Source organism: Hominilimicola sp., from assembly GCF_046972485.1.
In the GTDB taxonomy this organism is placed as follows: domain Bacteria; phylum Bacillota; class Clostridia; order UBA1381; family UBA1381; genus Hominilimicola; species Hominilimicola fabiformis.
The window spans coordinates 1-13,855 of the sequence record NZ_JBKVWU010000055.1; the positions used below are offsets into that span (position 1 = coordinate 1).

A 13,855-nucleotide genomic window follows, 5' to 3' on the forward strand; every position below is an offset into this window, starting at 1 on the left:
ACTAAGTATTTTATCATAGAGAAATTAATTTTACAGAAATAATCACACACTCTCCATTCACAAGCAAGTTAATATTTAATTTTGTCTAAATTTTGGGGTTCACTTCAAACTTATGTTTTTTCTTATTCACTGCATTTTGTGAAATGCCGAGTATTGATGCGGTTTCACGCTCTGATTTGGTCTGTGAATACAATAAATCTATGAGCAATAATTCTTCTGCGGAAAATTTATCGAGTGCGCCTCGTAATTTTTCAAGCATGATGTTATGTACCGTTTCTTCTTCGACATTTATTTGAGTATCAGCAATAAAGCTTTCTCCTGACATTCCGTCTGCTCCCAATGCGTCAAGAGATAATATAACAGCTTCCTGCTTCTGCTTTTTCAAATAATCATGCCTGTTCTGTTCCCTTCTGTATTCATAATATTGTTCCTTGCTTACTTCATAAAGATATCCGTTCATTTTCCAATAATATTTCTTTGACATAATGATGCCCTCCAATTCAATTTTGTTTAGATTTTCAAATTGAATTGCATCATTACGGATATCTGATATATATCAGATGCCAATGTTCTGTCCAAAAACTTACTAAATCACAAAAAACAAAAGGATTATGCCCTTTATCGGCAATTCCCCAAGTTTTTGATATGATTTCACAGTAATATCGGCTTTCCTCCGCATTACAAGAAAATTTGCAGTCGGGATTAAAAAAATTTTGTTTGCTTTGTTCCTCTGATGTATAAAAATAAAAAAGTGACATATTATGTGTCAATAAGTCGCATAATATATCACTTTTAGCTTGATTTTCTGTTAAGTTGGCATTTTTCGCACTAAAGGGTAAATGAGCTGAATATGTTAAAACTCTTTTTTAGCACACTCAGCTCATCTCTGATATTTATTAAATTGTATCCGGCTCGTACTTTTAAAGCACACAGTCCAAATCGTTTAGAAAAGTATATTTTCTCATCCATTGCTTCTAAATACCATAGCATTCTATGGATTTTACATCTGTATCTCTCAATGATTTCTCAGGTCAAAAAATACTATTGTTTTGCGCTCAATGCTGCGCCTATAATTCCTGCGTCATTAAACAACGTCGCAGCTTCTATTTTTGTTTTCTCTCGATATTTGTTATAATCCCCTGCGTAAACATATTTTCTGAGTGGATTGAGCAAATAATCGCCTTCTTTGGATATTCCGCCGCCAATCAGGATTTTACTCGGTTGAAATATGTTTAATATGGAGATTAGTCCGTAACTTACATATCGGATATACTGCTCTACTACTGTCTTTGCAGTCTTATCGCCCATTTTTGCACAATCGAATGCTATTCTTCCTGAAACCTCGCCGTTCTCTTGTATCCATTTGTGCATCATAGAACTGCTGTCAGACTGCATTGCTCTGTTCGTCTGCCGTATAAGTGCCGTAACAGACGCATATGCTTCCCAGCAGCCTTTATTCCCGCAGGAGCAAATCTCATCTCCATCGGCATTTATAACTATATGTCCAAGCTCGCCGCCTGCACAGTTAAATCCACGATATGGCTTGCCGTCTATAATAACTCCGCCGCCCACACCTGTTCCAAGTGTAATCAAAACAAAGCTGTCGGCATTGTCGCCGTTTACCGCATATTCACCTAAAGCCGCCGCATTTGCGTCATTCTCTAAATTTACAGGCTTTCCGAGCTTCTTTTCAAGCATTGCGCCCAACTCCGTATTTTGCATACGGAGATTACAAGCATACGCAACTATTCCGTTTTTATTATCAACCGTTCCCGGACAAGCGATTCCGACAGACTTAATTTCTGATATTTGACGGTCAGCACCATTTACTACATCAATACACAAATTTGCCATATCTTCAACTATTTCATCAATTGGTCTTTGCGCCAACGTCGGAACAGATGCTTTATATATAATCTTTCCCGCTTCATCTACCACACCTGCAGCAATGTTTGTTCCGCCTAAATCTATTCCTATATACATTTTATTTTCACTCCTGTTATAATTTTAATATATCGCTCATCACAGAATACACGGCATTTAACACATCTTTTTAGGGAGGGTGTGTTTGTTTTTACATATGGGGTAACAAGAAAAGTCCGTATATTCTGATATCAATAATATATGATATATTGCTCATCACAGAATACACGGATATTTTAAGTAGTAATAAGAAAGAGAGAGAAGTCTTATTATTTGGTATTCACAAAAGTTACCGTATATCCTGAGATCAACAATATATTTAGTATTTTTACACTCTATTTAACATCATTGTGTAAGAAGCAAAATCATGCATATCATATTTGGGTTCAACACCGTAATACATCAGCTCGTCTCCCCCGTAAACCTCACCTGTTACGGTATCCATATACTTCGCTTCTGCATCAAGACCTTTGAGTTTTATCCGTATATCGTGACTATTTGCAACAGAAAAAATTTTTGCGGAATAGAAGAATACCTCTTTTTTATCCTTTGAAACCATTTCCCATGAACAATAATTCGTTTCATACGGACTTAATATTCTATAAAAATCACCTGTACGCATAAGCGTTCTTAGTTTTTTATCTGTTTCCACCTGCTTTTTTATTTCAGCCAATTCAGTATCACTCATTTTAGTTATGTCAAGCTCATAACCAAATACACCTGCATATGCGGTATCCGCTCTCATTTTAAGTGATGTAATTCTGCCATTCTGATGATTTGGTACAGCTGTAACATGCGCTGATATTGCAGATACAGGATAACCCATTGATGTGGCATATTGAATTTTAAGACGCGCAGCCGCATCTGAATTGTCGCTTGTCCATATCTGCGGCATATATGCAAGAACCCCTGCATCAAATCTACCTCCGCCTCCGCTGCAGCCCTCAAATAAAATATTCGGAAATGCTCCTGTTATAGCGTCCATAATTTTATAAAAGCCGAGCGTATATTTATGATTATATCCCTCATACGGCATATCTGTCATAGGGCGGTTCATATCCCATTTCACATATTCAATATTTGCGCTTTTTAATACATCGCTTACCGCCGTTATTATATAATCACATACATCATCACGGCTTAAATCAAGTATAAGCTGATTGCGGCTTAATGACGATATTCTATTCGGAACCGAAATCGCCCAATCGGGATGCGCACGATATAAATCAGAATCAGGATTTACCATTTCAGGTTCAAACCACAGTCCGAATTTTAGTCCTATATCATTTATCTTCTTCGCAAGACCGTCAATTCCTGACGGAAGCTTATCATAATTTACCGTCCAATCCCCCAAACCGCTGAAATCATCATTTCTTGTTCCAAACCAACCATCATCAAGAACAAACAATTCAACGCCGGCTTCCTTTGCCCTTTTTGCAATAGACAGCAGTTTATCCTCATCAAAATCAAAATATGTAGCTTCCCAATTATTTATAAGAATCGGTCTGTCCTTATCTGCCCATTTGCTTCTGCAAAGGTTGGTTCGGTATACATCATTAAGTTCTCGTGAAAGACCTCCTATGCCGTTTTCACTGTAGCACATAACACACTGAGGAGTTACAAAACTCTCGCCTTTTTCAAGTGTCCATTTAAACATAAACGGATTTATACCCTGCTGCACGCGTATATTGCCGTATTGGTCACATTCTATCATTGACGAATGATTTCCGCTGTATATAAGTGAAAATCCATACACATTGCCTTTATCCTCGTCAGCATTATGTTCGGATACCATAATAAACGGATTTAGAGTGTGTCCGCTGCCGCCTCTTGCATTTGAAATGTCAATTTTTGCTCCCTGCTGTATTTCACTGCGGCAAAACTCGCGTTCTCTTCCCCATCCGCCTGAAAAATATATCAAATCATAATTTCCCTTAGCAATATCGAGATTGGCGCTGTATGCGCTGTCAATTTCTATTGTACTGTCTGATATATTGTGAATTCGTGTATTTCTTAAAATGACATCGTAATCATCAAAAACAGAATACGATAAAACCACTTCGACGCCCGAAATCTTATCTTCAAGCGTTATTTCAAGAGTCTGCGCCGATTTATTTCCGATAAACAGCGAGGGCATTCCCTCAATTTCAGGAATATAATTTTCTTTTATTGTATAATCTTGATATTTAAGCTGTGAAATACTGTTACCGTCAACATTTTTCACCGTATAAGCAGGATTTCTTAAATCCGTATGCCCGTATGACGGATATTCCTGCTGTGTATTTTCAAGTGTAATGTTGTTTTCATCATATGCCGCCCAATTAACATATTTAGTATTTGTTTTGTCGTAGTCTTTGTCATGAAGCTTTCTCCCATAATGAATGTGAATTAAATTTCCAAAGGAATCCACAGCCATTATGTAGCTTATATTTCTGCCCTGAAGATGAAATGTATTGTTATTTTTGATTATCATACTATTTCAGTTCCTTTCTTCACTAATGATTTTTTTAAATTCCGCTATCCGCCGCTTATTACTTCTCTTTAATGTTAATATATCATTCATTATAGAATACACGGATATTTTAAGTATTTAAGTAATAAGAAAAAGAGAGAGAAGTCTTATTATCGGTATTCACATGTGTCGCCGTATATTCTGAGGTCAGCGATATATCATTGTTAATACTATTTTACAAATCCACCATCTGCGCTCACAGCTTCAACAAGCGCATTATACAAATTGCAGTCTATATTCATTGAATTTATACCATTTATAAATTCCAAAGCAGTTTGTGATTTTTTCAGCAGATTATATATTTTTTCTTTTTTATCGGTATCATACTGAGCTCTGAGTAATATATCAAATATATCTTTTTTATAATCATTATCAATAACCGTTACTCCACCATCAAAGCGAATTACCGTTTCATCATTTATATTATCAACACAAACATAAGTGTTTCCGTCTTTTGTATATGCTTCAAACGGAATTTGATTATTCTTTTCAATTACCGATATACCATCACTCGATGATATTTTCCTGAACACAATTGTATATTTTCTGTTTTTAACCGCAATATTTTCATTGCCATTAGGCTTATGAATAATAAACTTTGGCTTTTCGCTCCATTGCAACTCAAAGATTGTCTTTACACATTCACCATTTTCATAATTCATTGTAACTCCGTCATCCTCATAGAGCAAAAAGCTGTTATCCGCACACGGAAACACCTGTATCGTCATATTTTTAGGATTTCCTATATCACCAACATTCTCTGACATAGGGATTATACCACCCGCCTTTACCAGCACAGGCATTGTGTATATATCTCGATAAATATTATAGCATTGTCCGCCGTTATATCTTCTACCATTAAAGAAATCGAACCATATTCCATCTGGAATATATGTATCGGCACACCCCATTTGTGTAACACCATCAGCCTTTGCTGTCACAGGCGACACTATCATCTCGCTTCCAAAGCAATATTCATTTCGATTATATGTATATGCTTCATCTGAATGATCTGTATAATAAAGCGGCGTCACAAGCGGAATACTGTCCTTGTGTGCTCTGTAATTCATTGTGTACAGGTATGGTATTAACTTATATCTTAACCGAAGAAAATCAATCATAACTGTTTCAGATATCTTATTATAATTCCATGGTTCCTTTGACGCAAAATCATTACATACACTATGAAGCCGCATTATAGGTGAAAATACTCCAAGCTGCACCCAACGCGTAACAAGCTCATCATCACGATATCCAAACATATGACCGCCTATATCATGACTCCACCAACCATAACCGATATTTGAGGCGTTTGCCGTAAAATACGGCTGAAAATCAAGCGATTCCCATGTTATAATAGTATCGCCCGAAAAACCAATCGGATAACGATGACTTCCCGCTCCCGCATATCTTGAAAAAATCATGGCACGTTTATTTTGACTGCACATATCTATGTAGTGGAAATGATTAAGCATCCATAACGGGTCTAAAGCAGGAACTTTTGTTGTATTTCCCTGTTGCCAATCCATCCACCAAAATGAAACTCCTTCCTTCTCCATAGGATTTAAGAGTAATTTGAAATAATTTTGCATAAATTTAGGGTCAGCAATGTCAAAGGCTACTGTTTCTCCATTATCCACACCCATAGCTTCAGCAAGCTTCGTGTATCTATCTTCGTGCGCGGCGATACCCTCGGCAGGATGCAAATTGAGAGTCACCTCCATATTCCTGTCATGTAGAAAATCCAGCAATTCCTTATGGTTTGGGAACAGTTCTTTGTTCCACGAAAAGCCCGTCCAACCCGAGCCGTATTTTGGCGCTATATCGGTATAATGCCAATCCATATCAATAACAGCCACCGAAAATGGTATTCCATACCTGTCAAATTCAAGCATTAACTGCTTATATTCCTCCTGAGTATATTTATAATATCTGCTCCACCAATTTCCGAGAGCAAAACGCGGTATCATTGGGGTTCTGCCCGTAAGCGTATAAAATGCCTTTAACGCGCCGATATAATCCTCGCGATATGCAAAAAGATATATATCAATATTATCACCGTCACGCGTGTCAACCCAACCATCCTCTGCAAGAATAAGCGATTTGCTGTCGTCAAGTACCGTCATTGCATCTCTTGACATTATGCCGTCCTCAAGCTCGCATTCTCCGTCTGCGCCGTCCAAAGTACGCGCCGTACCCTTTAAATTACATTGATTATCACAATAATACCAGACATACTGTGAACCGCCGTTAGCACCTGCAAATTTCGCTGAAAGACTGTTTTTTGAAAATTCGCCGCCATGATATGTAAGCTCCATACTCTCGGTACATATTTTTATACTCCCATTTCTTTCTGTTACTGAAAACTCCGGCACTTCAAATTTACGATTTACAACTGTCTGTGTTGCCCTGTCCTCAAATTTTTCGTCATGGCTGTATTCCAATCTCATAAGACGGTCTGTAAGCACAGTAAATCTGTAATTTTCTCCGCTTATAATTGCTTCGCTATTGCTTATGGGCGTAGTTTTATATTGATATTTCTCATTTATTCGCTGCATTTCGATTTCTCCTTTATTGTATAACATAACCATTATTTTTTGAACGCTTACAAGCTTCGTGAACGACAGCGTAAGATTGCTTGTTTCACCATTTATCGTAAAATCAATGTATGCTCTGTCCTTTTTTTCGTTTGTGCCGCTTACTGTCACGCTTGTATTGATTTTGTCATTGATTTTCGCCGCTATTACAAGCTGTGATATGCTTTCGTCATTTCTCGTTTAGTTTATCCTTTAATGACAATTCAAGCTTGCCGACGTTTTCGATAAACCTCTCAAATGCGTGTGTTCCCATAATATAATTTAATATATTTTTTGCGTTCCTTTGTAACTGTCGCGTGTAAGCGTACTGATTTTGCTTTTCGCCGTCCTATTTACTAAGCTTATGCCACCAATCTGTCATAACCATTCCCGTATATCCCCACTCCTCGCGGAGAATTACAGTATTAAGTTCATAGTTTACTGCTGTCCAATGTTCATTTATTGGGTTATACGAGGTCATTATCGTTTTTGCATTTCCCTCTTTTACACACATTTCAAACGACTTTAAATATATTTCCCTTAACGCTCTTTCTGAAACAACCGCATTTACATCACGTCTGCTGTATTCCTGCGAATTTGCCGCAAAGTGCTTCACTGTCAAGCTGTTGCCGTGAATATTCATTCCCCTTACAAGCGCCGCGGCAATTTTATCTGTCAGATACGGATCCTCCAAAAGATATTCAAAATTTCTGCCATTTTCATAGAGGGATAACAAGAAAAAGTCAGTATATTCTGAGATGAACGATATATTTTGAGATTTATTAAATCATTGAAATTGTTCCCTTATCGTCTTTGATTTCAACAGAGTACCATTTGCCTTTATATATCAGCTTAAAATTCATACCGTTCCACTTTTCAGGCAAATTCGGTCTGCATACAAGCTGTCCGTGTTCCTCGTTTATTCCTGCGAAACCTTTAACTGCTGCTATCCATGCGCCTCCTGCGCTTGCAGGGTGTGTTCCGCCTATGTATATTAAGCCTAACCATTCCTTGCCGCCTTTTGTTAAATCAGTTTTTGCCGACTTCATAAACATCGGATACGCAATTTCGGGATTATTCGTATAACATGCAAGCAGCGAGTACATACACGCCGACAAGGACGAACCGTGTTCCGTTCGGGGTTCGTAATATTTCAAATTGGTTTCCATTATATCTTTTGTGTAGTCGTTTTTGAACATACTAAGCATTGCCACAATGTCCGCCTGCTTTATCACCTGCGTATTTGATGCGACTCCGTATGCTCCGCCCCAATATTCCTTGGGATTTATCAGCCTTGAACGCACTGTTTCAACACTTACATCCTCCAATTTGAAATATCCGTCAAATTGCTCTATTACACCATTTTCATTCGGTTTCTTTATCAGAATATTTTTAGAGGAATCCTGTAACATTTCTTTTAACTTGTTGTCTAACGGATATTTATCTGACAATTCCAACACCGTATCAAATACAAACTTCGCCATGCGGTTCGTATAAGCGTTATTGTTCACTCTCTCATGATACTCGTCAGGACCGACAACATCATGTATTTCATAGAGGCTGCTGTCTGCTTTTCTGATTAACAGCGAACGGTAGAATTTAGCACATTCTATAACCATTTCCATTGCGCCATTATTTAGAATATCATAATCGCCTGACGCATTTATATATTTCATAAGCCCATAGACAATAGCCGCCGAAACATGGTACTGCTTATCCCTGAAATATGTCCTCATAGGACGGTTTGTAAATACGTCGGTTACATTGTAATCAGAACAGCCTTCATATCCGCCCTCCTGACTTTCCCATGCGTAATATGCGCCGTCAAGACCATATTCCTTTGCTTTAATCTTTGCTCCGCTTAACGTATCAATTCTGTATTGTAAAAGCGTTTTTGCGACTTCGGGAGCTGTATGTATATAATAATCTATCATAAACATCTCGGTATCCCAAAAAACTGCCCCCTTATATACCTGTCCTGACAAGCCTCTTGCGGGGATTGATTTTCCTTTCATATTTCTCGGTGCAATACAGTTCAGATGATATATAGAATAATTTAACGAGTATTCCGCTTCATCATCTCCGTCAATATGAATTTCAGATATATCCCATATCTTATCCCATTCTACTTTATGTTCAGCCACTAAATCCGAATAGTTTAATTCGTCAATGCTTCCGCTTGTTCCAAAATCATCAACCGAGGTTGTTATCTCAGCTATTTTTTCAATGATGTATTCCTTCTCGGCTTTTGCACTGAATTTAATATGTCTGAATATTGATTTATCAGTATTTTGGTTAGTCTGCTCCGCTTGAAAATCTGTCCTTATGTATTCCTTTACAGTTACAGATATATTCTTTTCGCCTGTCATGCCTGTAACATAATCGGCTCCGTCTTTACTGCCTATCTTCATTTTTACAAAGTGCGGACCGTTTATGTCCCATACATCGCCGTCTATGCCTGTTATGATTTCCGCTTCGCAGTCAAAATCGACTGAAAACGTATATTTCATTGCTATATTATGCTGACGTGCGATGCTTGCAAATCTCTCGCAGACCACTGTAATATTTCCGTGTTCGGTCTGCCAATGCGTCACGCGGCTGTGGATACCATATCTAAAATCAAGCTCCTGCTGATGAAATTTAGGCTTCTCATCAGGCAAAGCGTATATTTTTCCGTTTACTTTAATATATGTATACAGCGGATTAGGCGCGTTTACTGACTCACGCCATGAATTGCCCATCTTATCGTAAATGCCTGCCATATTCACGGCGCACATCTGCTTTTTCGTGTACTCCTCAAGCGTTCCGCGTATACCGAAATAGCCGTTTCCCATAAGAAAACGGTTCCCGTTCCACGCGGTATTGTCCTCATTAAATTCACTTTCAGTTAATATAAATTCCATCATAATTACCTCCCGAACATTGTAATAATTTTATACAAGCTACCGATAGATGATACCGAAATGTCAGCTTTACTGTTATTTTCTGCTACACCCATCGCAATGGCATACATCCCTCCTGCCTTTGCTGCTTCAATTCCGGCGTCGGAATCCTCTATTACAACACATTCTGACGGCGCTATACCTAATTTTTTAGCCGCTATAAGAAATACTTCGGGGTCAGGTTTTGATTTTTGAGTATCAAGTCCACAGCTTACTGCATCGAATTTATCCGCCAAATTCGTTTTTCCTAATATAACCGGAGTGTTCTTACTTGCAGAACCGACAGCGGTTCTAATTCCATTGTTTCTAAGATATGTAATAAAGTCAAATACTCCGTCAAGCACTGCTGATTTATCAAGGCTTTCAAGCGATTTTACATACATATCGTTTTTCTTTTCCGCAAGTGCTGTCTTTTCTTCGTCGCTGAACTTTTTGTCTGTTTTTTCAAGCACAACTTCCAACGACGCCATGCGGCTCACTCCACGCTGACGCGCATTGTCTGCCCTTGTAAAGCCGGTTATATTAAGCTCGTCCGCTAACTGTTTCCATGCCGAAAAATGCAGCTCGTCCGTCGTCACCAAAACTCCGTCAAGGTCAAATATTACTGCTTTTATCATACTTATTCTCCTTGTTAATACATATAATTTCACAAAAAATAATTTTTTCTGAAGTTATTTAAGGTATCGGGCGGAATATCATTCCGCCCGATACACCAAATCAAATCATATTTACAAATACTCCTCCCAAGACGGTTCTGTTCTGGAATGAAGCCATTCTTAGAATACTGCTATAATACCAATCAGTCACAGGAACTCTACCCATTGTTTCATTTATAATTACTGCGGAAATGCCGGGCATCTTGGCTGCATCTTATCAAGGCTGTTCCACATAAACACCTTTACTTTTGCATATTCGCCGTCAAATGCTCCTGCAACTTCAATTTCTTCGCCTGACGCAGTTGTATTCACATCTGATATATCCTTAATTGTTGCCTTCACAAGATTTCCGTTTTTCGTATAAGTAGCTACAATAATGTATGCACTTTCATCTGTCCTCTTTATGACCTTAACCTTGTTGTTTGTCTGGTCTGCGCTTACAAGCTCATAATCATCAGTCTGGATTTCCTCCCAGCGTGCATAAAGAGTTGTCAGCCCTGATATATTATCTGCTGTTATCGCGTCTATCTTTTCGCCGCCTGTTTCTGCCGTAAACCAGCCTTTGAAATCATAACCATCTTTTGTAGGCGTTGGTAATGCAGGTGGTAAATCTTCAATCGTGCCGCTTATCTCGCTGCTCTCATCACCGTCTTGCAGAGTAATTGTATATCTTACAGGCTCCCACTGCGCATAAAATGTCACAGAACCTTGAATTGCTGAAATGTTTTTATATGCATCATGCTCCGTTCCATATTTGTACAGCGTGTCATCTCCGTTAACCTTCCAACCCATAAAGTTATATCCTGCACGCTCAGGCTCTTGCGCCGGAATTGCTATCTGATCTGTTGTTACCTGATCATACGAGGTATTGTCTTCCGGTTTATTTGTAACATTTGTACCGTTAGGCATATATACAACCGTAAATTTACCATTTTCTATCCAGCGCGCATATATTGTCATTTCTGTCTTGTCTTTAAAAGTATCAAGCAGCCTTTCTACCGTATTGAAATAGGTATCTTTTACAACACTGCCTTCGCCATTTGGCTGTGTGTGCCAATTTGCAAAAGTAAAGCCTGCATTCGTTGGCTGTTTGGTCGGGAATTCAATCAAATCTTTAACAGTACCTGTGATAGTTTTTTCGTCTTCCGTAAAGCCTTCGCCGCCTTGCAAATCTAATTTCAGCGTATAGGTTATCGGCGTAATGTTTGCAGTTATCTTAACTGCCTTAGCGGGCATTGTAAAGCTGTACTTGTCCTCTGCTTCGGTAATAGTCTGGCTTTCTCCGCCCTCCGGCGTATATGTAACGCCCGTTAAGTTATAGCCCTTCGGAGGCGTTACCGTAAACTCAACTGGATTTCCCTCTGTTGCAGTATCAGGCACTGTGATTGTACCGCCCAAACCTTCGGGAATTGTTCCCTCCGACACAAACTCTGATGTAATATTGCTTGTCACCTTTTCAGGCTCGGTTATCTTCGCCGTAAATGTAATCGGGTTATATGCAACATTTGTTGAAACAAAACGGAATGTATGCGTAGCCTGCGTTGCCCATTCAGATGTTGTCTTAATTTTTAATGTCGCAATATTAGGCGTACTCTCTGTCGGTTCAATAATAGTATAATCTTCCGGAATTGGCTTCAATTCGTTGTTTACGACCCTATACAGCGTATTTTCCTTTTTCCAAGCTTGCGTATAACCGTTTATGTTAACCACTATATCCTGTTTCTTCGGGGTATCGCTTGCATTTGTCAATGTCGGCTGTATTTGGTCAGTAACGGTCTTGTAGAATTTACTGAACATTGTTGCACCCTTTGTGTTTGCGCGCATATTGTAAATACCTACAGACTGGTTTAAACGCGGTCTGAACTGAATAGTTACCGTGCCGTCATCGGCTGTTACCTTTTCGTCGATAAACTGTATTTTATCTCCGCTCATGCTTTCGCCCTCTGCGAGTTTCTGATTTGCAATAAAGGTCATACTCCTATTCGCTGTGCTGTCATCCTCCAGCTTAAGCGTTATCTTTAGTAGCGTAGCCGGTGAAATGCGAAGCATATTCTCCTTGTCAGCGGCATTCTCCTTTAATGATTCAGGCGCTACTGTAGCTTCCGGATCGGTTCCAACTTTTGTCGTTACATTCATGGCAGTAATCGCTGCTCCCTCTGCCGCAAACGCAGGCATTGTTAATGCTCCTGCAAGCGTCAATGCCAAAATTCCCGATAATATTTTTTTCATTTTTTATTCCTCCTCTTGGTTATTATTAAACTCCAAAGATACGCTATCGCCGTTATTTTCTATATTTATTGAATTTCCGAATATCGCCTGCACTGCTGAAAGCGGCATAAACGTTCTGTCGTTCACGATTTCCGCTTTATTTAAATCTGTCCGCTGCTTTGCGTTTATGTAAATATCGCCAGCTTTCATATCGAAGTATGCGCTTATGTACGGATAAAACAGCGAAACGCATTTGTTATCGCTTTCCCACAATATATCCATTCCAATTGTTTCCGCAAGCGGACGGAGCGGTATCATAAATTCGTTCTTTATATACGGCGGCGCATCGGTTGCTTTTTCCTCGCCGTTTATATACACTGCTGAAACGCCGTCCTTAAATTCTATCTTATCTTCCATTTCAGGCATCTCAAACGTCGGGAATGTGTTATATCCGCCGACGTATGTGTCAACTCCCTCTGTGCTCATGCCTGACAGACTGAAATTTTCCTTATCAAGCGTAATTAAGTTTACGCTTCCTGCAAGAAAACGCAAGGGATAATAGTCGTCACTGTTCCACAGTGCGTTAGGATTTTTCGGTATCAGCGTAAAGTAAAACAATGGTCCGTCACGCAGTACCACGTTATTTTCGCCGCTGAAATCAACGTAACTTACCGACACAACATCATTATTAACTGTCGTTTCAACTATATCCGTATTCTGAACGAGCATTGTTTCGTTTGTACCTAAAATCGGTCTGCCGCTTTCATTGACTTTTAGCGTGAATTGCTCCGTATCATACGCAAACTGAAACTCAGTTCCGCACAGTCCGTCATTGTCCGCAGGCAGATTTTTCGTATAAATTGGGACAATGATTTCATTATCCTCATTCATGCTCTGCGGCGCAAAGAATACACACGGCTGTTCTTTTGCATATATTGTAATAGGCAAACATAACATTATCAGAGCAAAACACATAATTTTTTTTATCTTTATCATTTTAAACCTCCTTTGTTTTATATACAACTAATTGTATAATAC

The 13,855-nt window shown here is 38.9% G+C and carries 9 protein-coding genes; all 9 read right to left on the reverse strand.

The window, feature by feature from the left end:
• Positions 1 to 85 precede the first annotated feature (85 nt).
• Positions 86 to 484 carry an RNA polymerase sigma factor gene (locus ACLTU0_RS07150; RefSeq protein ID WP_412321818.1) on the reverse strand — a complete coding sequence of 133 codons (399 nt, stop codon included), beginning with the start codon at positions 482 to 484 and terminating at the stop codon, positions 86 to 88.
• Between the two features lie 557 nt (positions 485 to 1,041).
• The gene (locus ACLTU0_RS07155) at positions 1,042 to 1,983 is read right to left on the reverse strand and encodes an ROK family protein (RefSeq protein ID WP_412321819.1); all 942 of its coding nucleotides are present in this window, start codon (positions 1,981 to 1,983) and stop codon (positions 1,042 to 1,044) included.
• A 268-nt stretch (positions 1,984 to 2,251) separates the two neighbouring features.
• On the reverse strand, positions 2,252 to 4,396 hold the full coding sequence (locus ACLTU0_RS07160; protein ID WP_412321820.1) for an alpha-galactosidase: 2,145 nt from the start codon (positions 4,394 to 4,396) through the stop codon (positions 2,252 to 2,254).
• A gap of 209 nt (positions 4,397 to 4,605) precedes the next feature.
• On the reverse strand, positions 4,606 to 7,143 hold the full coding sequence (locus ACLTU0_RS07165; RefSeq protein WP_147515188.1) for a glycoside hydrolase family 31 protein: 2,538 nt from the start codon (positions 7,141 to 7,143) through the stop codon (positions 4,606 to 4,608).
• Between the two features lie 217 nt (positions 7,144 to 7,360).
• On the reverse strand, positions 7,361 to 7,747 hold the full coding sequence (locus ACLTU0_RS07170; RefSeq protein WP_412321821.1) for a glycoside hydrolase family 3 N-terminal domain-containing protein: 387 nt from the start codon (positions 7,745 to 7,747) through the stop codon (positions 7,361 to 7,363).
• A gap of 46 nt (positions 7,748 to 7,793) precedes the next feature.
• Entirely contained in the window at positions 7,794 to 9,917 is a 2,124-nt protein-coding gene (locus tag ACLTU0_RS07175) for a glycosyl hydrolase family 65 protein (protein WP_412321822.1), read from the reverse strand.
• A gap of 2 nt (positions 9,918 to 9,919) precedes the next feature.
• Positions 9,920 to 10,570 (reverse strand): beta-phosphoglucomutase, encoded by a 651-nt coding sequence (gene pgmB, locus ACLTU0_RS07180; protein WP_412275885.1) that lies wholly within the window; start codon positions 10,568 to 10,570, stop codon positions 9,920 to 9,922.
• A gap of 219 nt (positions 10,571 to 10,789) precedes the next feature.
• Entirely contained in the window at positions 10,790 to 12,838 is a 2,049-nt protein-coding gene (locus tag ACLTU0_RS07185) for an InlB B-repeat-containing protein (protein ID WP_412321823.1), read from the reverse strand.
• A 3-nt stretch (positions 12,839 to 12,841) separates the two neighbouring features.
• Positions 12,842 to 13,813 (reverse strand): stalk domain-containing protein, encoded by a 972-nt coding sequence (locus ACLTU0_RS07190; protein WP_412321824.1) that lies wholly within the window; start codon positions 13,811 to 13,813, stop codon positions 12,842 to 12,844.
• Positions 13,814 to 13,855: the final 42 nt, after the last annotated feature.